The sequence below is a fragment of the Nonlabens sp. MIC269 genome (assembly GCF_001430865.1).
Taxonomy (GTDB): Bacteria; Bacteroidota; Bacteroidia; order Flavobacteriales; family Flavobacteriaceae; genus Nonlabens; species Nonlabens tegetincola.
Genome location: NZ_CP011373.1, coordinates 139,135 through 166,081 on the forward strand (window position 1 = coordinate 139,135; position 26,947 = coordinate 166,081).

Below are 26,947 nucleotides of genomic sequence, written 5' to 3' on the forward strand. Positions count from 1 at the left end.
GTTTTGAATACATGCGGTTGTTGACAAAAGTTTATGCTTAAACGTTTGAGTAGTCACACAGCCAGTTACAATCTCTTATTTTTGCATACATTCTACTTTTATGAAGCACATTACTAGTCCACACAACGCGTTGATACGTCAGGCAGAACAGCTGCAGCGTAAAAGCAAAGCACGTAAAAAGGAACAGCTGTTTCTTATAGAAGGCGCTCGTGAAATCACACTTGCCATTAAAGGTGGTTATCAGCTACAAACTCTATTGGTGTGTCCTGAAATATTTAACCAGCAAGAACAAGTTTCCAAGGAATTTGTACAGGCTCAACTTGGCGTGAGTAAGGATGTGGAAATAATAAGCGTAAGTATTGAGGTTTATGAAAAGCTAGCTTATCGCAGCGGTACTGAAGGTTGTATCGCTTTCGCGAAAGCGAAAACATTACAGCTTACTGATCTTAACTTACCAAATAATGCCCTTGTCCTTGTTGCTCAATCTATTGAAAAACCAGGAAACTTAGGCGCTTTACTGCGCACAGCAGATGCCGCTGCGGTTGATGCTGTTCTACTAGCAGATCCTAAATGTGACCTGTATAATCCCAACGTTATACGATCTAGTGTAGGTTGTGCGCTCACTGTACCTATTGCAAGTGCTAGTACTAGTGAGATTTGTGAATTTTTAAGAATGAAAGAGATTGACCTATACGCTGCTACTTTACAAACTAGTATTCCATATCATACAGCCAGTTTTAAGAATTCCAGCGCTATTGCTGTAGGAACTGAAGCTACTGGACTTACAGACGAAATGAGAGATGCAGCCAAGGCAAACATCATCATTCCTATGAGTGGCGAGATTGATAGTATGAACGTATCAGTAAGTGCTGCCATTTTATTATTTGAAGCAAAACGTCAAAGAGATTTTTAATCATGACTCCAACAGTTTTATTTTATTGCATAATCGGTATTCTAGTATTTGACTTTTTACTGAATGAGGTTTTGTCCTTTCTTAATTATACTTGGTATTCAAAACCTATACCAGCAGTCCTGTCTGATGTTTATAAACAAGAGGAATACGAGAAGTCACAAGCTTATAAAAAGGAGCGTTTCAAATTTGGTACGTTAAATAGTTTCATTTCTATTGTTGGTATTTTGGTATTTATATTTCTAGATGGATTTGCCCTTGTAGATCAATGGTGTCGTAGTATTACCAATAATGAAACCGTGGTTAGTTTGTTATTTTTTGGCGTGTTGTTTATGGCCAGTGATTTACTTACTACTCCTCTATCCTATTACAGTACTTTTGTTATTGAAGAAAAATATGGCTTTAATAAAACCACAAAAAAACTATTTTTTCTGGATAAGATAAAAGGCTGGTTTATGACACTAATTTTGGGTGGTGGATTACTTACGGTTCTTATTCTTATTTACAATTGGGCAGATTCTAATTTTTGGTGGCACGCGTGGATCGTCATTTTTATCGTGAGTATATTACTTAATATGTTTTACGCCCGATTGATCGTTCCTATATTCAATAAACAGGCACCTTTGGAACAAGGTAGTTTAAGAGATAAAATATCTGAATATGCCAACCAAGTAGGTTTTGAACTTACTAAAATCTTTGTGATTGATGGTAGCAAAAGAAGTACCAAGGCCAATGCTTATTTCAGTGGTTTTGGAAGTGAAAAACGGGTGACCTTATACGATACGTTAATTGATCAATTAACCGAAGAAGAAATAGTGGCTGTTCTAGCACACGAGGTTGGTCACTATAAGAAAAAGCATATTCTATACAACCTACTAGCTGGTACGCTTACCACAGGATTTACTCTATACTTATTTTCCCTTGTGGTGGACAGCGATTTGATGGCACAAGCATTAGGTGTTTCAAATTCATCATTTCATATAGGACTAGTAGCCTTTTTCTTGCTGTATTCACCTATATCTATGGTTACAAGCATTTTTATGAACATCCTATCGCGCAAATTTGAATATCAAGCCGATGCTTATGCAGTGCGCACTTATAAAGCAGCGCCTTTAATCACAGGATTAAAGACGCTTACTAAAACTAGTTTAAGTAATTTAACACCGCATCCGGCTGTAGTGTGGTTTCAATATTCACATCCTAGCCTGCTGCAGCGTATTACTGCCATGCAAAAGATTAATTAAGTGATGCCATATCAATAACAAAACGATATTTGACATCATTTTTTTGAACGCGTTCAAAAGCAGTATTTATTTCATTGATATCAATCATTTCTACATCGCTAGTAATATTGTGTTCTGCACAGAAATCAAGCATTTCTTGAGTCTCTGCAATTCCTCCTATTAAGCTACCTACAATACGTTTACGTCTTAAAATAAGGTTACCACCGTGAAAAGGTTCTAGCGGTTCTATGGCACCTACTAAACATACTGTTCCGTCTGGTTTAAGCAGTTGTAAGTATGGATTTAAATCGTGACCTACGGGAATAGTGTTTAGAATAAAATCAAAGGTTACAAAATGTTTTTTCATGTCCTCATCGTCCTTTGATATAATAACACCATCGGCACCTAATCGTTTTGCATCTTGTGCTTTTTCTGGTGAAGTGGTAATCATATAGGTCTCGGCGCCTAGAGCATGAGCAAACTTAATTCCCATGTGTCCTAATCCACCTAATCCTACAACACCTACTTTATCTCCTTTCTTTACATTCCAATGACGCAAAGGAGAATAAGTTGTAATTCCAGCACAAAGTAGTGGTGCCACTGCTTTAGTATCCAATTTCTCTGAAACACTCAATACAAATTCCTCTCTTACGACAATGTGAGTAGAGTAACCACCAAAGGTGTGTCCACCCAAGTGTTTATCCTTACTATTGTAGGTACTGGTGCTACCGTTTTCACAAAAATGTTCCATATCATCATTACATTGAGAACATTCTTGACAACTATCTACCATACAGCCTACTCCTACTAGATCACCTGCTTTGTATTTACTTACTTCAGCTCCTACTTCTTCTACTCTTCCTATGATCTCATGGCCAGGGACGATAGGATATTTTGCGTTACCCCAGTCGTTATTTTTAGCGTGAATATCGCTGTGGCATACACCACAATAAATGATTTTAATTTTAACGTCATTACTAAGTAATTCACGTCGTTCTATAGTTAAAGGTTCTAAATCTTTATCTGATGCTTGAGCACCATATGCTTGTACTTTCATAAAAATGTTTAAAGGGTTTACGCTTTCGCGAAAGCGCAAAAATAAAATCAATAATTAGGATATAGGCTCCAATTTAGGATAATCTAGATAACCTTCTTTCCCTGGAGTATAAAGAGTATCCTGATCCACCTCATTCAAATCGGCATCCTGTTTAAATCTTTCCACTAAATCGGGATTTGCAACAAATGGACGTCCAAAGGCAATCATATCGGCTTTTTCATTAGTAAGATCCTTAATGGCGGTTGACTTGTCGTATCCACCACAAAGAATATTGATTCCATCAAATTTAGATTGCAGGCTTGTACGTATATCTTCAGGTAGAGGATTTGCTCCCATTGCCTGATGATCGAGTAAATGAAGGTAAAGTAGATTCAAAGAATTGAATTGTGATACCAGGTATTCAAAGTCTTGTTTTTGAGATTCCCAAGGACCTACATCATTCATGACCCCATTAGGACTTAAACGCACTCCTACACGATCTGCTCCTATAGCAGCTACGGTTCTTTTGGCAATTTCAAGAATTACCTTACTTCGGTTTTCAACACTACCGCCGTACTCATCTTCCCGTTTATTAGAGGCTGGATTAAAAAACTGTTCTAGTAAATAACCATTTGCTCCGTGAATTTCTACACCGTCAAAATCGGCAGCGATAGCATTTTGAGCAGCTTGAACAAACTCTTCAATTACTTGTTCTATATCGCTTGACGACATTTCATTAGGTACCGGTATTTCTAACTCGCCCTTGCCATCTACCCACATTTTTGTGTTTTCTGGAGCGATAGCACTAGGTGCTACAATTTTAGCATTATTAGGCATGTTATCAGGATGAGACACACGTCCTGTGTGCATGATTTGCAAAAATATCTTTCCTCCATTTGCATGCACTGCCTTTGTCACGGCACGCCATGCATCAATTTGTTGATCGTTATAAATTCCAGGTATTCTTGCATAGCCTACTCCATTAGGAGATGGAGATGTTCCTTCAGTAATCAATAAACCTGCAGATGCTCTTTCACCATAATAGGCAGCCATTATAGGTGTAGGAATGTGATCCTCGGTAGCACGACTACGAGTCATTGGTGCCATCACTATTCTATTTTTAAAGTCTTGTTCGCTGGTTATTTTGCTATAAAGTATATCACTACTACTCATATTCTTGTTTTAGGTTAAAGATAGTTGGCGTGTATTCTAGGTTCACCCAACTAGACGTTAAACTGATGCTAGTTCTATGTTAAAAAAAAAGCCAGCAATATTGCTGGCTTTAAGCTTCATCTCTTGAATTGATTACTTTAAAGTAATCATTCTTTTAGGCTGTGGTAAGGCTTCCTCTTTTTTAGGTAAACTTATAGTAAGAATACCGTTTTCATAGTTAGCCTCAATGCGATCTTGATTTACTGTTTCTGGTAAATTAAAACTGCGCTTAAAAGATTTTTTAGAAAATTCTTTACGAGTGAATTGTTCTGTTTTTTCTTCTTTTGAAGTTTCAACTTCCGATTGAATAGTCAAGACATCCTGATCAATTTCAATGTTTACGTCTTCCTTTTTAAATCCAGGAATACTCATTTCTAGTGAGAAAGCATTATCTGCTTCAATTACATTAACAGCAGGAATGAATGGCTTGTCAGTAATAATACTACCACCATTAAAATCTTGATTAAACATTTCATCAATTAAAGATGGTAACCAGTTGTTAGTTCTTTTTGTAAGTGTCATATTTCAATTTTTTATTTATTCAACTTATTTGACCTGTACTAGGCAAATTGAATACCAAATGAAAAACAAGACAAAAAGACAGTTTTAGACTATTTTAAAATGCCATTATGACACTAATTATAGTCTCTTGAGTGTATTTCTATGAGTTCGCTAGCAGGAATGTCACCATTTGGATAGCGTTCCATCATTCTAAGTAAGGTGTCAATCGTCGACTTTCTAAAGCCATAAGTAAGACCTAGTTCATATAGAAATTGTAATTCTTTATCATCGACGTGACCATCAATATACATCATGATCATAAGACGATGAAAATGTACAATGCGTTGTGTAAAATCTTTAGGAGGTTTTTCAATTTGAGCAGATGGATTTTTAATCATATCTACAACATCAACTTCTTCAAACCCTAGCCTTTTCCCTACATTAAGGACAAAAGAGATTTCTTTACTATCTAATTTTCCGTCTCGATGAGCCATCAAGATGAGTTGGTTAAGTAAGTCTTTTTTAAGTGTTGTAGAATCGCCCATAATTTCTTTGTGTGGTAGCAAGGTATTAATTATTTGTGAAATATAATATGCATTAGCATACCATTAACCTAGCTTAACCTAAAACCGACCTACATTTATAATCACATGAAAAAATTATTTACCAAGGTTAATTCGTTTTATAATATTTTGACCGGTAGTATAGCTTTCTATCCTACCTTTTATTCTATACTGGCTATTTTCCTGGCTTTCTTTATGAAATATATTGAAACGGTAGACGCTTCTAAACAATTGATAGAATGGTTTCCTGGATTAGAAATAACTGATGTTGATACAGCTCGTAATTTACTTACTACCTTAATAGCTGGTGGAATAAGTATGCTAGTTTTCACCTTTAACATGGTGATGCTATTACTCAGTCAGGCTGCGGCAAATTATTCTCCGCGTGTATTACCTAGTTTGATCTCTAATAGAAAGCATCAATTGATACTAGGAGCTTTTTTAGGAAGCATACTATACAATATTATTACTTTAATTGGGATTGATGAACCTACACAAAATCAGACTATTCCTATTTTAAGTGTTTTACTAGGCCTAACAGCAGCTATTATTTCGCTTGCGGCATTCGTATTTTTTATTCATAATATTTCATTCAATATTCAGATAAATAACATTTTGAAAAATGTGTTTTCAAAAGCATTAAAACGTTTGAATAAAGTAATCGATTCCAATTACAAGGATGGTTCATTTTCAAACACCGATGATTGGATCACATTTAAAGCAAAAAAAAGCGGTACGCTGCAAAATATTAGTATTTCGGGTCTCAAAAAGATAGCTAAAGAGCAAGATATCAAGATTAAGCTTTTACAGATAAAAGGTACTTACCTACTCGCTAATAGTCCCTTGTTTAAAATTAATAAAGAAATAGACGAAAAAGTTACAGACGAGATTCAGGAGTATTTTTTATTTAGAGAACCTGAATTGGTAAGTGACAATTATGTTTTAGGTTTTAAGCAGATTACAGAAATTGCGGTAAAAGCTATGTCTCCTGGAATTAATGATCCAGGAACTGCTATTAATGCAATCAATTATCTTACACAGCTTTTTTGTGTAAGAATGAATAAACCAGATCTAGAATTATTAATTGAAGACGACAAGGAGTTAATTGAATTAAAAACGGTTTCTTTTGAAGAGCTTATTTATACTACTTGTGCAGCGTTGCGTACTTATTCTAGAAATGATGTAATAGTTTCCTTGAAAATGATGTCCATGTATGAACAATTGCTTCAAAATCCAGCTTCTAAGGAAGATTATTATAAGAGTATTCATAAGCAAGCAGAGCTTCTCATGCACGACTGTAAAGAACATATAGAGAATACAGGCGATCTTGAAAAGCTCCAGAATTTATATGAGAAAATTGCCTCCTAGAGTCTTTCCCAAGTTTGAGTCCTATATAAGAATAAAATGTAACCACGTACATTTAGTTTGTTCTCATCCTCTTCATCTAGCCAAAGTTTTGCTTTATAGGTTTTTCCATTTTCTGGATCTAGGATTGTACCATCTTCATATTCATCATCCTCCTTTTCAAAATTCTTTAATATCTCTAATCCAATGATAGGCGCATCTTTTAAGTCACCATCACAATTCTCACACAATGGTTTAGCAGGAGCATCTGGATCAAGAATCTTTACTACTTTGCCATAATACTTATTACCTTTTTTATAGATTTCTACATGGGATTTGACGATTCCTGTTTTATCGTCTATCGTTTTCCAAGTTCCAGTAATATCTTTTTCTTGAGCACTTACTTGCAAGACATTGAAAAAGCTCGTTAGTGATAACAACAGTACAAATGCGTATTTCATAGTTTTAATTTTTTAAATAAAAAAAGCTGTCTCAAATAGAGACAGCTGGAATATACAATAAGGTTGATGGATTACAATCCTAATAAACCTTCTTTTAACTCTTCATCTGCTGGATAATCACCTAACCAAATTCCAAAAAGTCCTTTTTTAAAGTCTAATCCTGGAATGGTGCCTAGCTCTTTACCATTTTTTGAAACTTTAGTTCCTTCACCTGGAATGTAAAACAATACAAACTCATCACCTTTTACGATTTCTTCATTAAAGAGAGCGATAAATTTTTCAATTTTACCTGAAAGGGCTTTGTATTCCTTACTAGAACAACTGTTCTCAAAACCTTCTTCTATAGAACTTATCATATTATCTTGAGTTACTAATTTACTCACGATATCTAATGTGATTGCCATAGATTGATCAGAACTTGTAAGTGCCTCACCGTCATCGCTTTTTTCAGTTACATAAAGTCCACCTACATAAAGGTCGATAAACACTTTTTCTCTTAAACCAGCACCGTTTAAGGTAAGTTCCTTACCGTACTTAGAAAGAGAACCTTCTACTTCAACTCCTTCTACAGTTTGTTGTGCTTGAGCAGTAAAGGTCATGAAAGCCGCAGCTAAAATAAAAATGTATTTTTTCATTGTATGTTGTTTAATGTGTTACAATATACTAAGTGTTATTCAAATTCCGTGCCTTTAACGATCTTAGAGATGCATTTAATTCAAAACCAACCAGTAATAGATTGGAATTCAGCCAGATATAAACCATTAAAATAATTATAGCTCCTATCGAACCATAAATTTCGTTGTAGGTAGCAAAGTTTTCTAGATAGATACCATATAAATAAGAGGCCGCGAGAATCAAAACTGTAGTTACCGTTGCGCCTATTGAAAAGAACCTGGTTTGTCTACCAGTTTTAGTACCAGCATAGTATAAAGTTGCTATAAAAACATACAGCATGAATATTAAGGTAGCATATCTAATAAGTTGTAACCACACGCTACTGCTACTTTCTGATACGTATTCCCTAGCTTGTAGTTCACTTAAAAAATATTCCACTGCGATGGTTAAAACAACACCTACAAATAAAAACAACACAAGCATGATGGAAACCAGTAATGACACTGCATATTGCCTAAAGAAACCTCGATTCAAAACCGAATGATAACTGCGCTCAAATCCATCAAAAATGGCATTTACACCGTTTGTCATAAAAATTAAAGAAGAGAAAAAAGCTATCGTCAATAAGCCTGTATTTTCTTTTAAAGCGATTTCGGTAAAAATCCCATCAAAAGCACCAGCTGCTTGATAAGGCAATAAATCATTCAAAAATCTAATTACGTCCTCTTGAAAATTATTAATAGGTACAAAGGGTATCAGGTTTAGGATAAATAGTACAAAAGGAAAAATGGCCATAAAAAAACTATAACTAATAGAACTAGCACGTGCGCTAAAAGCTCCATTTGTTATTCCTTCGGCATAGGTTTCCCATAAATCCCACGCAGTCATTCCTTCAAAACCAGGAAGATGTATAGAATCTGCCTTATCAATCAGTTTCTTTAAAAAGGGAAAGCGTTGAACTATTTTAACCTTTTTACTCATGCATTGCTTTCAGGCTCAAATCCATATTATAGACGCTGTGAGTAAGTGAACCACTAGAGATAAAATCGACTCCACAATCTGCATAGTTTTTTGCAGTATCAAGGGTTATTCCACCACTACTCTCAGTTAAACATTTGTCGCCTATAAGGGCTACAGCCTTTTTAGTGTTTTCGTAATTAAAATTATCAATTAAAATACGATATACACCATCAACACTTAAGATTTTTTCAATTTCTTCTAAACTTCTGGCTTCAACAATAATCTTAAGATCCTTCTGAATATCTTTCAGGTATTGTTTAGTTTTTTCAATAGCTTCTACTACTCCACCAGCAAAATCAATATGATTATCCTTTAACATGATCATGTCATAAAGACCAAATCTATGATTAACGCCACCACCTATATCAACTGCCCATTTTTCAAGAGCTCTTATTCCAGGAGTGGTTTTCCTAGTATCCAGTATTTTGGTATTTGTTCCCTTGAGAACATCTACAAATTTTCTGGTTTTTGTAGCGATGGCACTCATTCTTTGCATGGCGTTAAGCACTAGTCTCTCGGCCTTTAGAATAGACTGTGATGAACCTGATACATAGAATGCTTCATCACCATACTTAACTGTATCACCGTCTTTCATTAAAAATTCTACTTTTAAATCGGGATCTACTTGTTGAAATACCGCTTTCGCGAAAGCGAGACCAGCAATTACACCATTATCCTTTACGAGTAAACGAGCCTTGCCAGTTGCAGTACTGGGAATACAGGATAGACTTGAGTGATCACCATCACCTACATCCTCACGCAAAGCATTGGTAATAATACGTGTGAGTTCGTCTTGAAATTCCTGACTATTATAATTCATAATATGGTTTAAAGTTCAAAAATACGGTTTTAGAAACATTGTGACGAATATGAAGCTACCTCCTTACTTTTGCACTATGAAAATTACGCTCCTTGCCGTTGGTAAAACCGATGATAACCGTATTGCAGATTTGATAGACGTGTATCAAAAACGCCTACAACACTATGTGAATTTTGAAATGGAAGTTATACCAGATCTCAAAAACACAAAAAATATGAGTATCGAACACCAAAAAAATGAAGAAGGAAAGTTGATATTGAATAAGATTGACAAAAGCGATTTTGTCACCTTATTGGATGAAAAAGGAAAAAGCTATTCCAGTAGTCAGTTTGCTCAATTAATAAATAAACGTAGTGTTTCTGGATTAAAACGTTTGATCTTTGTCATAGGTGGTCCCTATGGTTTTTCTCAAGAAGTGTATGAACGAGGTCAATCTAAATTATCCTTGAGCGCCATGACCTTTTCACATCAAATGGTACGATTATTTGCTGTAGAACAAATTTATCGAGCGTTTACCATTCTACGTAATGAGCCCTACCATCACGAGTAATGATAATTTTATCAAAAATCCCGACTTAAGTATGGCGAGCAGCGTATTTTTGTCTAAGGATTTATGAGTAAGATATCACAGAAAACACTAGAAGATTTAGAATTTCCGTCAGTTTTAAAACAGCTGGCAGCAAATTGTGTGACCGATGACGGTAAGGAACAAGCCTTACTTCAAAAACCACATGTAAATAAAAATGCAGTACTTACTGCTTTAAACCACACGAATGAGTATGTGGCGTCCTACTCTAGTGAATATCAAATTCCAAATCATGGATTTGATCCTATTGAACGAGAATTACAACTTCTAGGTATAGAAAACAGTACGCTAGAGAAAGAAGGTGTACGCAAACTAGCCTCGTTACCCAAAACGATTAATGAGCATCATAAGTTTTTTAGAAAAACGGTAGAGCATTTCCCGACTTTAAGTGAACGATTAGAAGGTATACCCTATAACGAAATGATTCCTGCTCGTGTGGATGATGTTATTGATAAATATGGTGAAATTAAAGATGATGCGTCACCAGATTTGAGGAACATTAGACGTTCTATGAATGCCGTGCGTGGACAATTGAATGGAAGTTTTGGACAAGCGCTAGCCCATTATGGTCAGCTAGGATATCTAGATGATATTAAGGAAACCGTTATGGAAAACCGCAGGGTTCTAGCAGTTAGAGCTATGTACCGTCGTAAGGTAAAAGGTAAAGTAATGGGTAGTTCTAAAACGGGTAGTATTGCCTATATTGAACCAGAACGTGTATTGAACTTAAGTAGACAACTTGCAGAGCTCGAGATAGAGGAAAAGGACGAAATTAAACGTATTCTTAAAGAACTTACCGACTTCTTAAGGCCTTTTATCCCAGATTTTGAAACCTATAGAGATTATTTAATTCATACTGATATTATAAGTGGTAAGGCAAGATATGCCCAAAAAATACAAGGCATTTTACCCATGATGGTCAATCATCGTGAGTTAGAACTGGTTGATGCCTACCACCCTTTATTGTTGGTTGCAAATCAGGCTCGTGGCGAAAAGACCTATCCACAAACTATAAAATTAGATAAGGATAATCGTATCATAGTAATTTCTGGACCTAATGCCGGTGGTAAATCCATCACATTAAAAACAGTAGGATTATTACAAGTAATGATTCAAACAGGAATGTTGATACCCGTTCATGAAAAAAGCAGAGTTTGCCTATTCAAGAAAATACTTTCTGATATAGGAGATAATCAAAGTATAGACAACCACTTGAGTACTTACAGTTATCGACTTAAGAACATGCGTGGTTTTCTAAAAACAGCCGATGAAAACACCTTATTCCTCATAGATGAATTTGGAACAGGATCAGATCCAGAGTTAGGAGGAGCACTAGCTGAAAGTATGTTAGAAGAATTACACAGCCGTTCTTCCTATGGAATTATTACAACACACTATACTAATCTAAAAATGCTGGCAAATGAGGTTCCAGAAATGAACAATGCCAATATGTTGTTTGACTCTCGATCCTTGCAACCTGTTTATCAACTGCAAATGGGTGAAGCAGGCAGCTCGTTCACATTTGAAGTGGCGCAAAAGAATGGTATTCCTTATAGCTTAATTAATAAGGCTAAAAAGAAAGTCGAACGAGGTAAAATACGCTTTGATAAGTCCATTGCAGCCCTACAAAAAGAACGTTCTCATTTAAGACGTAATAATGAGAATTTAAGGGACAAAGAGATCGAAGCTACCAAAAAGGCTAATAAACTAGAAGTTACTCAAGAAAGAGTACAGCAAAAACTTCAGGACTTTCAAGAGTTGTATGATAATTACCAGCGTTTTATTCAATTAGGTAAAAAATTTGATCAACTTGCTGCAACTTTTAATAAAGATAAAAAGAAAAAGAAACTGCAGGAAGAACTTATGAAACTGGTGATTACAGAAAATGTAAAACATCGCCCTGCTCAAAAGAAAAAACCAGCAAACAAAACTCAAAAATCTAGAGATAAACAGATTGAAAATGAAGTTATTCAAAAGGTTCAAAAAATAAGAAGTCAAAAAGTAAAAGAACGAGTAAACAATGTGACACCACCACAACCTAAGGTGGAACTTAAACTTAACGACAAAGTAAGGCTACTCGATTCAAAATCTGTAGGTACGATTGATAGTATTGAAAAAGGTAAAGCTATCGTGAATTATGGATTGTTCACTACTCAAGTAGACCTAGAAAAATTAGAGAAGGTAAAATAATGCAAGACAAGAAAATCATTTTATTTGATGGTGTTTGCAACCTGTGTAATGGTGCTGTTGTCTTTATTATAAAGCGCGATAAAAAAGATGTTTTTAGATTTGCGGCCTTACAAAGTGAGATAGGAGAAAAGTTATTGAGAAAACATCAAATAGATCCAGAAAAAACCGATTCTATCATTTTGGTTGATGATAATAACGCTTTCGCGAAAGCGGGAGCAGCACTACGCATTGCTCAAGAATTATCTGGACTGTGGCCAGCACTCGCTATTCTAAGAATCGTTCCTAGATTTATATCCAACGCAGTTTATGACTGGATTGCCTCAAATCGATATCAATGGTTCGGTAAAAAAGAAAGTTGCATGATTCCAACACCAGAACTTAAAGCTAAGTTTTTATAGCAAAAACCAAAAGAGTTTAAAAACAGTTACTATATTTAACAAATATTTAGTTCCTGTGAACAAATCTTTTAAAAATCCCCTACTCTTCTTGCTGTATAGCGCTGTGTGCTGTACCTTATTTTATTATATCTACACAACCACAAAATTTGTTGATAATAAAGAAGATACGTCTACTAGAAATCTTCAACTTGAGCAACAAAGAAGTTTTACAGAAACTTCAAATACAGAAATATTACAAACCGATAGTTTAATAGATAATTCCATTAAAGTTTCCGATAGTATTTCAACAACAAAGAAAGAAGACGTTTCTATTGATAATACGGTATCAGGAGTTAGAAATGAAGTGATTAACAAGGAAAGAAATTTAGATTACGATATTGACTTTAAAATTATTAATCCAGATGATTCTGTAGCATTTGATTGTGGTTCACAAGTCAAAATGTATTACAATCAAGCTAAGATAAGATTACCGTTTAATTGTAGTCGCTACGGTGTAACCGTAAAAGAACTACTAGAAAAGTACCCGACTTATATTGTTACCATTCACAGTTATCAAGATGAAAATGAGGTGACAAACGCTGCTGAAAATCGAGGTAATTACATTGCCAGACTATTAAGAAGTACAGGAATACCTCGTGATAACATACTTGTTCGTCCTCATGTTGCTTCTATTCCATTTGAAAACGGCGTGGCAGCTAGTGGTATTAAATTGATTATTAGTTCAAAATAGGATACAATGGAAATTTTTCAAAATGAGTTTATAGTGGTATTAGTTTTATTTCTAATGCTACTAGGCGCATACCTTATTGGACGTAGTGCCTCTTCCATCAAAGAGCCACCTAAAAAATCTTCCAGTAAAAAGTTTGATCAATCTAATATGCTAGATACGGAAGAGTTAACGGATTTCATACAACCAGGACAAATAAGAGCTAGGCAAACTAGGGATAGAACTGGAGAATTGATTGACCCTAGATTGAGTACTGATGACACTACTAATTTTCAAGATTTCCCACTGGGGAAAGGAAACGCTCAAAATGCTGATGACTTAAAGAAAATCACGGGTATAGGTCCAGCCATAGAGAATAAATTAAACAGCATCGGTATTTTCCAGTTTGAACAACTCGCATCTATGTCTGATGATCAAGAGAAGGAAATAACTGAACTTATAGCTTTTTTTCCTGGTAGGATTAAAAGAGATAACTGGAAACAACAAGCACAAGAATTGTTAAAGTAAAAAGCTCTAATAATCTAGTTATTAGAGCTTCTTTATAAACTATATATCTTAATAATTGCTTATCTACGTCGTCGCTGGTTATTACGATTATTCTTTTTACCGTTATTACGTCTATGATTGTTATTACGACTTCTATTAGAATTGGTATTACGGTAAATAAGAGATTTAGACTCTAGTAAATCTTCATCTTTTGCAGCTAGGTTTATGGCTCCGTCGCTCATTTCAAAAAGGTGACCAAATATTACTGAATCATCTACACTGTCTTTATTCCAATTAAGAAAAGACTTTTTCATATGATTGGCAATAATGAAGGTCAAGGCTTCACGTTTTTCTCCTTTTTCCCAACTTACGGCAACATCAATCATATTTTGAATGTTATTCCCATAGAAACGATATTTTGGTCGTTTTTGTGGATATGACATCCTTTCAGGACGTGCCTCTAGCTCTTCCTTATCTGGTATAGGGTATGGTGATTCAACATCTAGATCAAAGTCTGCAATGATGAATAATTGATCCCATAGTTTATGTTGAAAATCTGGTACGTCTCTTAAGTGTGGATTTAAGTTACCCATTACACCAATTATTGCATGTGCCATTTTATTACGCTCTTCTTTTGAGGGTAATGATTTACAGTGTTCAACTAGTTTTTGAATATGTCTTCCATATTCTGGAATATTAAGCTTGTTACGCTCAGTGTTGTATTCTAATGAAGATATCAAAATAGTCTTGATTTAAATTCTGTGAAGTAAGGTGCAATGTAAGCAATAACTTTGAATTACAAACTTATCACGCCTTCCACTTTTCCTACTTCCTTATATTTTGCAATGACAGCATCTGGACTAGGCATATTTACCACTATAGACAAGCTTGTGTAAGTGCCTTTTGAAGAGGCTTTTGTGTTAATCACCGCACCAGTACCATCAAAAATGTTCTCTATTTGATCAATTTTACTTTGATCTGATGGAACTATAAATTTATACATGTATTTACTAGGCCAGCTAGACGTATCTGCTAACTGCTCCTTCAATTTTTTGTAAAATTCGTCTGAGTTTTTGTGTGTTGCCATAAAGTTGTGCAAATATAATTCAAGAGATCGGCTATACGTAGCGTTAGATTTAGTTATTTTGTAACCTATGAATGAAATTAAGCGAATTCTATTAATTGGTGGTCCAGGAACTGGTAAAACTACCTTAATTCAAGCTATAGAGGAATCTGGACATATTATTCATCCTGAAATTTCTAGACAAGTTACAGCTCAAGCTAGAGAACGCGGCATAGATCAACTATTTCTTGTAGAACCGTTTGCATTTAGCGATGCTTTGTTAGAAGGACGTATCCAACAATTCCAACAAGCGCAAAAGGGAATTAACTTTTATGATCGAGGTATTCCTGATATCCCAGCCTATCATGTATATAAGGATGAAGAAATTCCACAACGATACGAACAGGCTTGTGAGGATTATCGATATGATAAGGTGTTTTTTTTACCGCCTTGGAAAGATATTTATCAAACCGATGAGGAGCGCTATGAAACCTATGAACAGGCTGTAACCATAGCTCAAATTTTGACAACGTATTACAATAACTTGAATTATGAACTTATAGAAGTTCCTCATTTACCGGTTGACCAAAGATTAAAATACCTTTTGGAACGTATTTAAATGATAGATTACGCTCGCGAGATATTAAAAAACACTTTTGGCTATGATTGCTTTAAAGGTAATCAGGAAGAAGTTATATCGAATATCTTAAAAGGTAATGACACCATAGCACTCTTACCTACTGGTGGTGGTAAATCAGTTTGTTACCAGGTTCCTGGATTGACAATGAATGGTATTACTATTGTAATATCTCCACTTGTTGCTTTAATTAAAGATCAAGTACAATCTTTAAGATCTAGACAAATTAAAGTAATAGAAATTACAAGTGGTATAAGCCATCAAGAACTGGATGAACGGCTGGATAATTGTATATATGGTAATTATAAATTTTTATATCTCAGTCCAGAGCGTTTACAACAAGACCTTGTTCAACAAAGACTTCAAAAAATGCCCATAAACCTAATAGCAGTTGACGAGGCACATTGCATCAGTGAATGGGGACATGATTTTAGACCAGCTTATCGAGGTATTAAAATTTTACGTGAATTGGGAATAGCAGCACCTATGGTGGCACTTACAGCAACTGCTACTGCTCAGGTTCAGCAGGATATTGCCATAAACCTGGAATTAAAGGATCCTGTAGTTATAAAAAGTAGTTTTAAACGCCATAACATTAAGTATCAATTTGTTCAAACTGAGAACAAGCTTAGTGTATTAATAGAATATTTAAAGGAGCTTACTGGCAGCTGTATAATCTACATGCGCAGCAGAAAAAATACTGTTATACTTGCTAATCAACTTAAAGCACGAGGTATTACTGCAACTCACTATCACGGTGGACTTACACCCAAACAACGAGAACAGCACACACAATCATGGATGAATAACAGTTCTCAAGTTATGGTTGCCACAAACGCGTTTGGAATGGGTATAGATAAACCAGATGTAAGACAAGTGTATCACCTGCAATTTCCCGATAGTATTGAAAGTTATTATCAAGAAACAGGCCGTGCTGGACGTGACGGTAAACCCTCAAATGCCATTTTCATATTTAATCGTAATGATGTCAATCATGCTCATCATCAATTTGTGGCTTCTCAACCCGATAAACATTACTTAAAAAAGATTTACAAACATTTACATAACTATTTAAATATTGCTTTTGGAGAAGGTTATCAAACCACTCATTACTTATCGTTTTCTCAATTTTGTAAAACCTATGACTTATTAGGACTACCTGCCCATACAGCACTTAATACTTTAGATAGATTTGGAATTATAAAGTTGTCTCCTGTGTTTAAAAGAAAGTGTTTAGTACGCTTTCGCGAAAGCGCAGAAAAAACAAGACAGTTTGCCCAAACTAATGATTCCTATTACGCAATCATCCAAGCTATTTTGCGCACCTATGGTGGAAGCAGTAATCAAAATATAAGTGTTCAAATACCGCTCATTGCTCACAGAAGTAATACAACTGAAGCTCAAGTAATACAAACTCTATCAAAAATGCACGAGCAACAGCTAGCCGATGTTACTTTGATAAACACCGATAATTCTATCTCTTTTTTAGAACCTAGGGATGATGATCGAGCGATTAATAGAATTTCAAGAGAACTAGAGATACAGAATTCCCACAAAGCAGAAAAGCTACAGGCTCTTGTTAAAATAGTATTTAATACAGAGATTTGTATAAACAAAATGTTACTCTCCTATTTCGGAGAAAAGAATACTGAAAATTGTGGATCTTGTAGTAACTGCGTTATTATTAATGAGAGTAACTTGTTGCCTTTTTTTAATCACCCAACTACCCTATCACAAGTTTCCATTTCAAGTGGTATTACAATGGAAAATTTGATTTCATCAGTAAAATCCTTGATGGAGAACAATAAACTTAAAAAAGTACAGAACAATTTATTTCAAATAAATGAGTAAGAAATTAAATATCGTTTTTTACGGTACTCCAGAATTTGCAACTGGTGTACTTAAAAAATTACACGAATCGAATCATAATATAAAAGCAGTAGTTACTGCACCAGACAAACCTGCTGGACGTGGTAGAAAACTACAACAAAGTGATGTAAAAAAGTTTGCGGTAAATAATAATATACCTGTTTTGCAGCCTACTAATTTAAAATCACCCGATTTTGTTGAACAATTACAAGAAATCAATCCAGATTTACAAGTGATTGTGGCGTTTAGAATGTTGCCAAAGGTGGTATGGTCCTTACCTGTAATGGGTACGTTTAACCTGCACGCGAGTTTGCTTCCTGAATATAGAGGTGCCGCACCTATTAATTGGGCTATTATTAATCAGGAGCAAAAAACGGGAGTGACCACTTTTTTTATAGATGATAAGATTGATACAGGCGCTATAATCGATCAAGTTGAAACTCAGATTGAAGAGAATGAAAATGTAGGTAGTCTTTATGGTCGTTTAATGAATTTGGGAGCAGATTTATCTCTTAAAACGGTAAATGATATAGCAAATAATAACATTAGTACTAGAGTTCAATCCAATTCTAGCTCGTTAAAAGCTGCTCCTAAATTAAATAATGAGAACACCTTAATTGATTTTACCAAATCTGCTGCTGAAGTTACCGCTTTAATAAGAGGATTATATCCATATCCTGTAGCCAAGGCATTGTTTTATAATAATGACGACGAGCTACGATGTAAAATTCATACTGCGGTAATTTCTGAAGAAAAATCAGAACATGTGCCACCAGGAACTCTGTTACTAAAGGACAAAAAACTCTTTATTGCTACAAAAGATTATTTCATCGAGGTAAATCGATTACAATTACCGGGTAAAAAAGCGATGGAAGTGAAAGACTTATTAAATGGATATCAGTTTCATCCCAATGCTAGATTCTATAAGGGTTAAGACGAAATAGGTTTTTTTGCGATAACTTATTAACAATTCCTCATATTTATAAACAAAATAATGAGAAAATCAAGCTATTACTTGTGTGAACGCGAATTACCTCTAAATTTGTTATACGTTTTAGTTTAACCAACATTTTAATTTAATTACTATTATGAACAAAACAGATCTTATCGAAGGAATGGCAGAAAGCGCTGGAATCTCAAAAGCGGCTGCAAAAAAAGCTTTAGAATCATTTTTAGGAAGTGTAGAAAAAAGCCTTAAAAAAGGAGACCGTGTATCTCTTGTAGGTTTTGGTTCTTTTTCAGTTTCTAAAAGAGCAGCTCGTGAAGGAAGAAATCCTCAAACTGGTAAAACAATCAAAATCGCTGCTAAAAATGTAGTGAAGTTTAAAGCTGGTAGCGACTTACAAAAAGCAGTAAACTAAGAATTCTTTAGTTTAACTTATAGAAGACCTCACTTATAGTGAGGTTTTTTTTTGCTTTTAACCCGATAAAATTCACCTAAAAACATGTTTTTATGGTTATGTAAGAATTTTTGACTAAGTTAGAGTACTAATAAAAACCAAAAAATGAAAATAGTAGCACCAGACCGCGGACATCTATTGGTTTCAGAACCTAGTGTAATAGGTGATTACTCGTTTTCTAGATCTGTAGTCCTAATTACTGATTACAATGAAGCAGGAGTTGTAGGTTTTATCTTAAACAAACCACTAGACTGTACTCTTGACCAACTATTACCTGAAGTAAGTGCCAATTTTGAGGTGTTTCAAGGTGGACCAGTTGATACTGATAACCTATATTTCTTGCATAATGTTCCAGAATTAATTCCTGATTCACATCTTATTAAGGATGATATTTACTGGGGCGGAGACTTTAATGTAGTTATTGATTTAATTAATAAAAATCTAATTGAACCTAGTAATATTAAATTCTTCTTGGGATATTCTGGATGGGAATTAGAACAACTAGATAATGAACTTAATGCTAATTCGTGGGTCGTAGTTGAAAACACAGATAAAAAGAAACTACTAACAAAGAACATGCTAGCGTTTTGGAAAGAAAAAATGAAAACATTAGGTGGTAATTATCAATTATGGCTTAATGCTCCTGAAAATCCTAATTACAATTAGAAAAGTTTTTCTTTCAATAAGCTCAATAATTCAGTAGCAGCATCTCTAGAATATTTTTTCTTACGATATTTTGATATACTTTGAATTCCTTTAATGACGTTAGTAGTAAAAATTTCATCTGCTCTCTGTAATTCAAAGGGTGTTATTGTCTCTTCTACAATTTCATAGTTGATCATTTTTTTCAATTGATCAATAACCTGCTCTCTCATTATACCATTCAAACATCCATCAGATAAAGGAGGTGTTTTTATTATATTATCTTTTCTTAAAAATACATTGCCACTAATTGTTTCAATGATCATTTTATTATGATTCATTAAAAACATGTCATGGTAGGAGTTTTCTTTGGCAAAAATACCGGCAAGAATATTCACCTTTTTATCAATAGTCTTTTGATTGCTCAATAAATCAGCATATATATAGAAGTCCTTAAAAAGCTCTACTTCGCAAGTTTCTTTATTCTCAAAGGAACTATCCAATGGTTCCATTACGATAGAGAAATTGACCTCTCTCGAATTTGGGGTATACTTTCCTCCTTCTTTTCGCCACACACTAATCCTAACTCTTAAATGATCTGTGTTTTCAAAATTATTATTTGATATAAGATCAGTGAAAGATTTTTCAAAATATTCTGGTGTAAATGATTCTGGAATAAGCATTCTCATGATTCTCATTCCAGACATAAGCCTGAAATAGTGATTTTCAAAGAACAATGCCTTGCCTTTGAACAGTCTTAGTGTTTCAAATACTCCATCACCATAAAAAGTACCGCGATTATTAAACGGTATTAAGCTCTTATCTTTTGAAACCAACTCTCCGTTGAGAACAATCATAAAAAAATCCCTTTAAAATAAAGGGATCAAAGATATAATGTATTTGAGTAAGTTATCTAGAACCTAAGACTTTTTTAAGACCTGCAATTTGATTTTCCCAAAACATTTTTTGTTCCTCAACTTCATCGTCGTCGTCACCAAAATCGGTGATTATTAAAGATACGTCCTTAGTAATTTCATCGACTTGGATTCTAAGTTCAAAATATTTTTTAGTATCCTCATCATAATCCCATTGGAATCTAGCTCGTTCACCTGAGACTCTTTTTATGATTTTTGCCTTCTCTTCTTGACCATCCCATATAAATTTAAAGAATTCACCACGGCTGTTTACATTGTCCGCAAACCATTCTGACATACCGGAAGGTGTTGCAATGTAATTATATAATAATGAAGGAGATACTTGTATTACGAATTCTAAGTCAAACTTGATTGGTTCATCCATGGATTAAGGTTTTGCTGGCAATATAAAGTATATTTATAAAAGTTAAAATTTTTAAGAAGAAAATTAAATCTAAAAAAGCTTTGGAATAGAATAATAAATAACAGTATATTTGCAGCCGCTAAACCAGAATCACGGCGTGGTAGCTCAGCTGGTTAGAGCGCAGCACTCATAATGCTGAGGTCGGCGGTTCGAGCCCGCCCCACGCTACTCTAAAAACCGTTTCCTAAGGAAACGGTTTTTTTATTTGTCATCTTCAGAGTTTGAATTTTTAAAAATCATACCCTAACCCTAGAAATTCTCACGCATTTATTCTTCCTAAGGATTTATTATTATTTATAGAATACATAAATATCGAATTATTATCAATTGTTAATAATCTCGAATTATTTCAAAATAATAATTGTAACCATGGTTAATTATATCGATTAAGTGCATATTTAATCTGTATTTTACCGATTTATCGTTTAAAAACATTTTTTTATCGTTAAACGGATATAGTTTTAGTCCGGATATTAAAAAATGTTAGTATGAAAAACATTACCCCTACGATTAAAATGAATTGGTTAACCCTAATAATCATATTCATAGGTTTTTATTCAATTAGTCAAACCAGTCAAGTAGATGTAGAAATTAACTGGCCACAATGGTCTGGTGAAAACTATGTCATCATATATGACAATGCAGGTAACGAAATAATTAGAATTTGTAATCCAACTAATTGTTATAATGGTAGTTCTGTTGCTTATTCTACAACAATAGATCTAGGATGTTTACCTAACGGTACTTATCGAGCTAGGTTGTGGGATAGATATAATGATGGATGGAATGGTTCAGGGTATATCCGAATTACTAGCGGAGGATCGGTTGTTTTTGATCAAAACTTACCTGGTGGAGCATCAGGAAGCAGTTATAATTTTACTGTTAGCGGCGGTGGAGGAACTTGTGGTAGTACCACACAAGAAATTAATATTCAAGGGTTAGGTAATGATATTGTAAATAACGACACCACACCTAGTTTAACAGATGGTACAGACTTCGGAACAGTTGTAGATAATGGAACAATAACAAGAACCTTTACTGTTCAAAACTTAGGAGTGGTTGACCTAAATCTAGGAGCCAATTCAGTTTCTTTATCTGGGGTAAATGCTGGAGATTTTAACATTGATAATCAACCAAATGCAGTAATACCAGGAAATTCAAGCTCAACTTTTGATGTTTCTTTCTCTAGAGCAACTTATGGTATAAGTAATGCCACACTTACCATCACTAATGATGATGCTGATGAAAATCCTTATGTGTTTAATATTACAGGTGAATCTGTAGCAGCAGAAAATACATTGTATTATGAGAATTTTGACAATGGACCTGCTGGATGGAGCAGTAATACAGGTGGTACTGTTTGGACCCTAGGAAATGAAGGTGACACTGGTGAAAAAGGTGAAGGTGATTATTGGTACACAGATAATTTTAATAATTATCCTAGTAATGCAAATGCCCGTATTACTAGTCCTATTATCTCTACTATAGGATGGGTAGACATGAATTTTAAAATTGATTTTAGAACAAATACCAATGACAATGATGATGGTATGCGTGTTGAATATAGTGCAAACGGTGGAACTACATGGAATGTGTTAGGAAGTGTTGGCTCAGGAGAGAACTGGTATAATGAAACCGATGTAGATGGTTTTGCTAATGGAGCCGACGCATGGGCGCTTGACAACTCTGTACTTGATCCATCTTTAAGTAGATTTGAAGAGGCTACTCATAGTTTACCAGCAGTTTTAAATAACAATCCAACGGTTAGATTTAGAATAGTTTTTAGATCAGATGGAGACAATACAAGAGATGATGGAGTATTATTCGATAATATCATAATTACAGGTACTCCTTTAACACCTATGGTTGCTCCAGATGGTCCAGCCGATGTTGATGATAATCTGTCACTATGGTTACGTTCTCAAGATATTTCAGCGACTGATGGCGATTTACTTACTGTTTGGGAAGATCAAGCTCTTGATAATGATGCATTTGAAAACCCTTCTGATGCCCCTAATTTTGCCAATAATCCAGTTGAAAACATCAATTTTAATCCTACAGTTAGTTTTGATCGTTCTGCAAAACAACATATGAGAGGTAAAGGAGGTTTCAATTCTGACGAATACTGGATTGTTGTTAGAAGTAGTTTAGATATGTCAGGTAGTTTATCTAATGAAACTATGCTTTTAGGAGCTAAGGCTGCTCCTATTAACCCTGCAAAGGATCCAAGTGGTCTAGGTTGGGGACCTACAAGTGCTAGATACAACAATGAGGTATTAGCACACAATGTAAGTACTGTATCTGAAAATGATGCTAATGAATACAGTTATGGTCGTGCGTATTCAAATCCAACTAGAACTTTTGATGATGTTCATATTATCAATGTAAAAAACAACCCTTCTGATAGTGGTACTGAAATATATATTAATGGAAGAAAAGTTGATAACGTTACTGGAACAACCACAGTAAGTGGGCAAACATTAAATTTTAAAGAATTTGAAAACAAGCCTTTTTATTTAGCTGCAGGAAGATATGAAATGAATGGATTGCCATTTGATACACATTTAGATGGACAAATCACTGAAGTTTTTAGTTATAGAAATAGACTTAGTTCGGCTGTACAACAACGTATTTATTCCTACTTAGCTATTAAAAACGGTGTTTCTCTTAAAAACCCATCAAGTACTAGTGATGATCATCAAGCAGATTGGGATTATTTAAATAGTGATGATGCTGTTATTTGGGATTATGCAAGTAATTCTGGTTACAATTGGGATGTGGCTGGTATCGGAAGAGATGATAAATCTGAACTTGCTCAAAAACAATCTCAAAGTGAAAATTCCACAAGCATCGTTGCTATAGGATTAAATAATGTAGAAGATATAGGAACAGATAACAGTCAAAATTTCAATAATGATCAAGACTTTCTAATTTGGGGTCATAATGGTCAAGACACTAATTTGAGAAGTGGAGATATAAGTCATGATTTAGGTATTACAGATGCGGTAAATACGAGAGTTCAGAGAATGAATCGAGTGTGGAAAATCAATGAAGTGGCAACTGATATTCCAGTAACTGGAATTAGAGTTGCTACTAGTGACCTTTCCGGTTTACCAGCTCTAACAACTGATATGGAATACGTTTTATTAGTTGCAGATGATCCTAACTTTACCACTAATTTTGAAACAAGGTTTTTCTGGGAAGATGGTGCCTACCAAAGAACGCAATATGATTTTGATGGCACTAAGTATTTTTCAATAGGTGTTTCTTATGTTGAATTTGAAGATAGATCAGTTGTATTTGATGGTGTTGATGATCACATAATTATTGATAATGGTACTGGATTAGGTAGTACATTTTCTGCTAGTGCATGGGTTTTAAGTGCTGGTAGTAACGATTTAGGTAATCATAAAACTATTGTTGCTAAGCGTGAAGGTACTAGTGGATTCCAACTTTCTTTGAGACCGGATAATCGTATACGAGTTGTTTGGTACAATCCATCCCAACAAAGAATAGTTTCTAATACAGCAATTAATGACAATGCTTGGCAACATATCGCTGTAACCTATGACGGATCTGACGTAAGTATTTATATAGATGGTATTCTTGATAATACAGCTGCCGTAACTACGCCGGTTGCAGATAGTAATGTTCTAGCAATAGGAGCTCGCGTACATGAAGATGGTTCTACCTATGATCACTGGGCAGGTGAAGTTGATGAAATTAGAATGTGGGATATTGCGCTTTCTCAAAATCAGATCAGGTACATCATGAATCAAGAGTTGGAAAACAACACTGACCTTGTAGCAGGTACTGTAATTCCTTTTACCGTTACTAAGAATGAAATAAACACAGTAGATTGGTCAGAACTTAAAGCGTACTACAGCATGAATAGCTTTATAGGTACAGCATTAAATGATCAATCAACAAATAGAGGTTATGGTAGAATGGCCAATGAAAACTATTACGACCTTAGGGTTCAAACTGCACCTCTACCATACAAATCAAATACAAATGGAGAATGGGAAAATAATTCTACATGGGAAAATGGTTCCTTATTATTTACTCCAGGAAGTACTCGAGTTGTAAATGGTATAGTACACAAGGTTGACTGGAATATTGTTGAAACCACACATGATGTTGAAATTCTGAATACAGATGCTACACTTTTAGGTTTGTTTGTACTTAATAATCAATTAGATGTTGAGAATGATCATGGACTTACTGTTACCCATCATTTAGAAATAGATGGTACTATAGATTTGAAAGGAGAATCACAACTTATTCAGACTGTTGACAGTGATTTAGAACCTACCAGTACTGGAAACCTAGAGCGTGACCAACAAGGTACCAATGTTCAATTTGATTATAATTATTGGTCATCTCCAGTAAGTTCAATAAATAATACTACCATAAACCATGGTTACACGATTGCAGGAGAGCTTAAAGATGGAACTATCGTAGAAAATCCTAGAGATTTAAACTTTACTGCTAGATCTGTTCGCGATGGTGCTCCTGGTGATGCAACAACTGCTGCTACCATATCAGGTCGTTGGTTATACAAGTATAATAATCTAGCTCAAAATACATATAGTGCTTGGCAATATGTAGGTCCTAATGGTAGCATGCAAGCAGGTGAAGGCTTTACAATGAAAGGAACAGGTGCATCAACTAGTGATCAAAATTATGTTTTTGTTGGAAAGCCTAATAATGGTGATATTACATTACCTATCAATGCAGGTAATGATTACCTAGTAGGTAATCCATATCCTAGTGCCCTAGATGCTCATGAATTTATTGAGGACAATCCTAATTTAGACGGTACATTATACTTTTGGGAACATTGGGGTGGTAACAGTCACGTACTACAACAATACCAAGGTGGTTATGCCATGTATAATTATTCAGGTGGAGTGCCAAATGCAACACTGGGTACATCAAATCCTTTAGTAAATTCAGGAGGAACACCTACCAAAAGACCAGAACGTTTCGTACCTGTAGCACAAGGATTCTTTGTAAGAGGTGTTTCTAACGGGACAATTCGCTTTGAAAATGATCAAAGACAATTTGTAAAAGAAAATTCTGGGAACAGTATTTTTGTAGCTGCTCCAGGTAGTGGTGCTGTTGCACAAGGAAATAATGAGTACAACACAGATAGCGATACTCGCATGAAGTTCAGAATTGGTTTTGATGGTGCAGGTGGAATTCACAGACAAATACTTCTTGCTATAGATCCTGCTAGTACTTCTGGTTTTGACAGAGCTTTTGATGGTATACAACAAGACACGCAATTCGAAGATATGTCATTTGATCTTAATGGAGACAAATTAAGTATACAAGGAATTCCATCAATTGACAACGGTGTTGAACTACCTTTAAATATTAAATTATCAAGTACTGACAGTTTTGTTATAGGTTTAGATGCGATAGAAAATGTTCCTACTAGTCAAGTTATTTATGTGAAGGACGCTGTATTAGGAACCTATACTAACCTTATGAATGGAGATTATACAAGTCCAGTTCTTAATGCAGGTAATCAAAATGGAAGATTTTCCATAGTATTCAATGATCCTTCTACCCTATCTAACGATACTGCAGCAGTTTCAAACGATATGGTTGTTTATCAACCACAAGAAAACCAAACTTTAAATATTCAAACAAGTAATGGTTTATTGGTAGAACAACTTTCTTTAGTAAATATGCTTGGTCAGGTAGTTGTATCGGTACAGAATGATGAAAATAATGAGCTAACTACTCTAAACACGGATTCATATGCAGCAGGTACTTATATACTAAATATGAATACTAACAGAGGTAATCATACTGAAAAAGTGATTATCAAATAATTGTACAACCATCAATAAAGAAAAAAGCGGCTTGGTAATTAAGCCGCTTTTTCGTTTTAT

General features: G+C 34.7%; 26 protein-coding genes and 1 tRNA gene. 15 read left to right on the forward strand and 12 right to left on the reverse strand.

The genetic code is table 11. From position 1 onward, the window contains the following. Positions 1–100: 100 nt before the first annotated feature. On the forward strand, positions 101–913 hold the full coding sequence (locus AAT17_RS00735; RefSeq protein ID WP_060522477.1) for an RNA methyltransferase: 813 nt from the start codon (positions 101–103) through the stop codon (positions 911–913). A 2-nt stretch (positions 914–915) separates the two neighbouring features. Then, complete coding sequence (locus tag AAT17_RS00740; protein WP_060522478.1) at positions 916–2,154, forward strand: M48 family metallopeptidase; 1,239 nt, start codon at positions 916–918, stop codon at positions 2,152–2,154. On the opposite strand, the gene AAT17_RS00745 is transcribed toward AAT17_RS00740, so the two are convergent. The 4 genes from AAT17_RS00745 to AAT17_RS00760 form a co-directional block, all read right to left on the reverse strand. Beyond that, positions 2,147–3,190, reverse strand: coding sequence for an NAD(P)-dependent alcohol dehydrogenase (locus AAT17_RS00745; protein WP_060522479.1), 1,044 nt, complete (start codon positions 3,188–3,190; stop codon positions 2,147–2,149). The genes AAT17_RS00740 and AAT17_RS00745 overlap by 8 nt on opposite strands. A 54-nt stretch (positions 3,191–3,244) precedes the next feature. Beyond that, the gene (locus AAT17_RS00750) at positions 3,245–4,342 is read right to left on the reverse strand and encodes an alkene reductase (protein ID WP_060522480.1); all 1,098 of its coding nucleotides are present in this window, start codon (positions 4,340–4,342) and stop codon (positions 3,245–3,247) included. A 132-nt stretch (positions 4,343–4,474) separates the two neighbouring features. Further along, entirely contained in the window at positions 4,475–4,903 is a 429-nt protein-coding gene (locus tag AAT17_RS00755) for an Hsp20/alpha crystallin family protein (RefSeq protein WP_042280209.1), read from the reverse strand. Positions 4,904–5,016: 113 nt separating this feature from the next. Beyond that, positions 5,017–5,427: a TerB family tellurite resistance protein gene (locus AAT17_RS00760; protein ID WP_060522481.1), complete on the reverse strand. Its 411-nt coding sequence runs from the start codon at positions 5,425–5,427 to the stop codon at positions 5,017–5,019. A gap of 105 nt (positions 5,428–5,532) precedes the next feature. Between AAT17_RS00760 and AAT17_RS00765 the strand changes: the two genes are divergently transcribed. Next, on the forward strand, positions 5,533–6,813 hold the full coding sequence (locus AAT17_RS00765) for a DUF2254 domain-containing protein (protein ID WP_060522482.1): 1,281 nt from the start codon (positions 5,533–5,535) through the stop codon (positions 6,811–6,813). On the opposite strand, the gene AAT17_RS00770 is transcribed toward AAT17_RS00765, so the two are convergent. The 4 genes from AAT17_RS00770 to nadC all read right to left on the reverse strand — a co-directional run bounded on the left by AAT17_RS00770 (position 6,810) and on the right by nadC (position 9,705). Further along, a complete protein-coding gene (locus AAT17_RS00770; protein WP_042280202.1) occupies positions 6,810–7,250 on the reverse strand; it encodes a DUF2147 domain-containing protein in 441 nt (146 codons plus the stop codon). The two genes, AAT17_RS00765 and AAT17_RS00770, sit on opposite strands and share 4 nt — an antisense overlap. 71 nt (positions 7,251–7,321) lie before the next feature. Continuing rightward, positions 7,322–7,885: a chalcone isomerase family protein gene (locus AAT17_RS00775; RefSeq protein ID WP_042280200.1), complete on the reverse strand. Its 564-nt coding sequence runs from the start codon at positions 7,883–7,885 to the stop codon at positions 7,322–7,324. Between the two features lie 28 nt (positions 7,886–7,913). Continuing rightward, on the reverse strand, positions 7,914–8,846 hold the full coding sequence (locus tag AAT17_RS00780; protein ID WP_042280198.1) for a YihY/virulence factor BrkB family protein: 933 nt from the start codon (positions 8,844–8,846) through the stop codon (positions 7,914–7,916). After that, the gene (gene nadC, locus AAT17_RS00785) at positions 8,839–9,705 is read right to left on the reverse strand and encodes a carboxylating nicotinate-nucleotide diphosphorylase (protein ID WP_060522483.1); all 867 of its coding nucleotides are present in this window, start codon (positions 9,703–9,705) and stop codon (positions 8,839–8,841) included. Before nadC ends, AAT17_RS00780 begins: the two co-directional genes overlap by 8 nt. A gap of 76 nt (positions 9,706–9,781) precedes the next feature. Between nadC and rlmH the strand changes: the two genes are divergently transcribed. The 5 genes from rlmH (at position 9,782) to AAT17_RS00810 (ending at position 14,113) form a co-directional block, all read left to right on the forward strand. After that, a complete protein-coding gene (gene rlmH, locus AAT17_RS00790; RefSeq protein WP_060522484.1) occupies positions 9,782–10,255 on the forward strand; it encodes a 23S rRNA (pseudouridine(1915)-N(3))-methyltransferase RlmH in 474 nt (157 codons plus the stop codon). A 63-nt stretch (positions 10,256–10,318) separates the two neighbouring features. After that, positions 10,319–12,481 (forward strand): DNA mismatch repair protein MutS, encoded by a 2,163-nt coding sequence (locus AAT17_RS00795; RefSeq protein ID WP_060522485.1) that lies wholly within the window; start codon positions 10,319–10,321, stop codon positions 12,479–12,481. Then, positions 12,481–12,879 (forward strand): thiol-disulfide oxidoreductase DCC family protein, encoded by a 399-nt coding sequence (locus tag AAT17_RS00800; protein WP_060522486.1) that lies wholly within the window; start codon positions 12,481–12,483, stop codon positions 12,877–12,879. Before AAT17_RS00795 ends, AAT17_RS00800 begins: the two co-directional genes overlap by 1 nt. Positions 12,880–12,934: 55 nt before the next feature. Further along, positions 12,935–13,609: a hypothetical protein gene (locus AAT17_RS00805; RefSeq protein WP_157539187.1), complete on the forward strand. Its 675-nt coding sequence runs from the start codon at positions 12,935–12,937 to the stop codon at positions 13,607–13,609. 6 nt (positions 13,610–13,615) lie between these two features. Beyond that, positions 13,616–14,113, forward strand: a complete 498-nt coding sequence (locus tag AAT17_RS00810; RefSeq protein WP_060522488.1) for a hypothetical protein — start codon at positions 13,616–13,618, stop codon at positions 14,111–14,113. Between the two features lie 59 nt (positions 14,114–14,172). Here AAT17_RS00810 and AAT17_RS00815 read toward each other — a convergent pair whose 3' ends face one another. Further along, positions 14,173–14,832, reverse strand: coding sequence for a DUF4290 domain-containing protein (locus AAT17_RS00815; protein WP_042280188.1), 660 nt, complete (start codon positions 14,830–14,832; stop codon positions 14,173–14,175). A gap of 56 nt (positions 14,833–14,888) precedes the next feature. Further along, positions 14,889–15,179, reverse strand: a complete 291-nt coding sequence (locus tag AAT17_RS00820) for a DUF493 family protein (RefSeq protein ID WP_042280186.1) — start codon at positions 15,177–15,179, stop codon at positions 14,889–14,891. Positions 15,180–15,246: 67 nt separating this feature from the next. Between AAT17_RS00820 and AAT17_RS00825 the strand changes: the two genes are divergently transcribed. The 5 genes from AAT17_RS00825 to AAT17_RS00845 all read left to right on the forward strand — a co-directional run bounded on the left by AAT17_RS00825 (position 15,247) and on the right by AAT17_RS00845 (position 19,727). Beyond that, entirely contained in the window at positions 15,247–15,774 is a 528-nt protein-coding gene (locus tag AAT17_RS00825) for an AAA family ATPase (protein WP_060522489.1), read from the forward strand. After that, complete coding sequence (locus tag AAT17_RS00830) at positions 15,775–17,643, forward strand: ATP-dependent DNA helicase RecQ (protein ID WP_060522490.1); 1,869 nt, start codon at positions 15,775–15,777, stop codon at positions 17,641–17,643. Then, positions 17,636–18,595 carry a methionyl-tRNA formyltransferase gene (gene fmt / locus AAT17_RS00835; protein ID WP_060522491.1) on the forward strand — a complete coding sequence of 320 codons (960 nt, stop codon included), beginning with the start codon at positions 17,636–17,638 and terminating at the stop codon, positions 18,593–18,595. The genes AAT17_RS00830 and fmt overlap by 8 nt, the downstream gene beginning before the upstream one ends. Positions 18,596–18,749: 154 nt before the next feature. Next, the gene (locus tag AAT17_RS00840) at positions 18,750–19,022 is read left to right on the forward strand and encodes an HU family DNA-binding protein (RefSeq protein WP_042280177.1); all 273 of its coding nucleotides are present in this window, start codon (positions 18,750–18,752) and stop codon (positions 19,020–19,022) included. Positions 19,023–19,166: 144 nt separating this feature from the next. Continuing rightward, on the forward strand, positions 19,167–19,727 hold the full coding sequence (locus tag AAT17_RS00845) for a YqgE/AlgH family protein (protein ID WP_060522492.1): 561 nt from the start codon (positions 19,167–19,169) through the stop codon (positions 19,725–19,727). Here the strand turns inward: AAT17_RS00845 and AAT17_RS00850 are convergent. Further along, on the reverse strand, positions 19,724–20,560 hold the full coding sequence (locus AAT17_RS00850) for an aminotransferase class IV (protein WP_060522493.1): 837 nt from the start codon (positions 20,558–20,560) through the stop codon (positions 19,724–19,726). The two genes, AAT17_RS00845 and AAT17_RS00850, sit on opposite strands and share 4 nt — an antisense overlap. Before the next feature lie 52 nt (positions 20,561–20,612). Beyond that, positions 20,613–21,002, reverse strand: a complete 390-nt coding sequence (locus AAT17_RS00855; protein WP_042280172.1) for an START-like domain-containing protein — start codon at positions 21,000–21,002, stop codon at positions 20,613–20,615. 133 nt (positions 21,003–21,135) lie between these two features. On the opposite strand from AAT17_RS00855, the gene AAT17_RS00860 reads away from it, so the two are divergent. Beyond that, a tRNA-Met gene (locus AAT17_RS00860) sits at positions 21,136–21,209 on the forward strand. 320 nt (positions 21,210–21,529) lie between these two features. Next, on the forward strand, positions 21,530–26,887 hold the full coding sequence (locus AAT17_RS00865) for a LamG-like jellyroll fold domain-containing protein (RefSeq protein WP_060522494.1): 5,358 nt from the start codon (positions 21,530–21,532) through the stop codon (positions 26,885–26,887). Positions 26,888–26,947: the final 60 nt, after the last annotated feature.

What these genes read in the sequence shown, in the direction of transcription:
- AAT17_RS00735 (WP_060522477.1), top strand. Translation starts at nt 101, where the DNA reads ATGAAGCACATTACTAGTCCACACAACGCGTTGATACGTCAGGCAGAA.
- AAT17_RS00740 (WP_060522478.1), top strand. Translation starts at nt 916, where the DNA reads ATGACTCCAACAGTTTTATTTTATTGCATAATCGGTATTCTAGTATTT.
- AAT17_RS00745 (WP_060522479.1), bottom strand. Translation starts at nt 3,190, where the DNA reads ATGAAAGTACAAGCATATGGTGCTCAAGCATCAGATAAAGATTTAGAA.
- AAT17_RS00750 (WP_060522480.1), bottom strand. Translation starts at nt 4,342, where the DNA reads ATGAGTAGTAGTGATATACTTTATAGCAAAATAACCAGCGAACAAGAC.
- AAT17_RS00755 (WP_042280209.1), bottom strand. Translation starts at nt 4,903, where the DNA reads ATGACACTTACAAAAAGAACTAACAACTGGTTACCATCTTTAATTGAT.
- AAT17_RS00760 (WP_060522481.1), bottom strand. Translation starts at nt 5,427, where the DNA reads ATGGGCGATTCTACAACACTTAAAAAAGACTTACTTAACCAACTCATC.
- AAT17_RS00765 (WP_060522482.1), top strand. Translation starts at nt 5,533, where the DNA reads ATGAAAAAATTATTTACCAAGGTTAATTCGTTTTATAATATTTTGACC.
- AAT17_RS00770 (WP_042280202.1), bottom strand. Translation starts at nt 7,250, where the DNA reads ATGAAATACGCATTTGTACTGTTGTTATCACTAACGAGCTTTTTCAAT.
- AAT17_RS00775 (WP_042280200.1), bottom strand. Translation starts at nt 7,885, where the DNA reads ATGAAAAAATACATTTTTATTTTAGCTGCGGCTTTCATGACCTTTACT.
- AAT17_RS00780 (WP_042280198.1), bottom strand. Translation starts at nt 8,846, where the DNA reads ATGAGTAAAAAGGTTAAAATAGTTCAACGCTTTCCCTTTTTAAAGAAA.
- nadC (WP_060522483.1), bottom strand. Translation starts at nt 9,705, where the DNA reads ATGAATTATAATAGTCAGGAATTTCAAGACGAACTCACACGTATTATT.
- rlmH (WP_060522484.1), top strand. Translation starts at nt 9,782, where the DNA reads ATGAAAATTACGCTCCTTGCCGTTGGTAAAACCGATGATAACCGTATT.
- AAT17_RS00795 (WP_060522485.1), top strand. Translation starts at nt 10,319, where the DNA reads ATGAGTAAGATATCACAGAAAACACTAGAAGATTTAGAATTTCCGTCA.
- AAT17_RS00800 (WP_060522486.1), top strand. Translation starts at nt 12,481, where the DNA reads ATGCAAGACAAGAAAATCATTTTATTTGATGGTGTTTGCAACCTGTGT.
- AAT17_RS00810 (WP_060522488.1), top strand. Translation starts at nt 13,616, where the DNA reads ATGGAAATTTTTCAAAATGAGTTTATAGTGGTATTAGTTTTATTTCTA.
- AAT17_RS00820 (WP_042280186.1), bottom strand. Translation starts at nt 15,179, where the DNA reads ATGGCAACACACAAAAACTCAGACGAATTTTACAAAAAATTGAAGGAG.
- AAT17_RS00825 (WP_060522489.1), top strand. Translation starts at nt 15,247, where the DNA reads ATGAATGAAATTAAGCGAATTCTATTAATTGGTGGTCCAGGAACTGGT.
- AAT17_RS00830 (WP_060522490.1), top strand. Translation starts at nt 15,775, where the DNA reads ATGATAGATTACGCTCGCGAGATATTAAAAAACACTTTTGGCTATGAT.
- fmt (WP_060522491.1), top strand. Translation starts at nt 17,636, where the DNA reads ATGAGTAAGAAATTAAATATCGTTTTTTACGGTACTCCAGAATTTGCA.
- AAT17_RS00840 (WP_042280177.1), top strand. Translation starts at nt 18,750, where the DNA reads ATGAACAAAACAGATCTTATCGAAGGAATGGCAGAAAGCGCTGGAATC.
- AAT17_RS00845 (WP_060522492.1), top strand. Translation starts at nt 19,167, where the DNA reads ATGAAAATAGTAGCACCAGACCGCGGACATCTATTGGTTTCAGAACCT.
- AAT17_RS00850 (WP_060522493.1), bottom strand. Translation starts at nt 20,560, where the DNA reads ATGATTGTTCTCAACGGAGAGTTGGTTTCAAAAGATAAGAGCTTAATA.
- AAT17_RS00855 (WP_042280172.1), bottom strand. Translation starts at nt 21,002, where the DNA reads ATGGATGAACCAATCAAGTTTGACTTAGAATTCGTAATACAAGTATCT.
- AAT17_RS00865 (WP_060522494.1), top strand. Translation starts at nt 21,530, where the DNA reads ATGAAAAACATTACCCCTACGATTAAAATGAATTGGTTAACCCTAATA.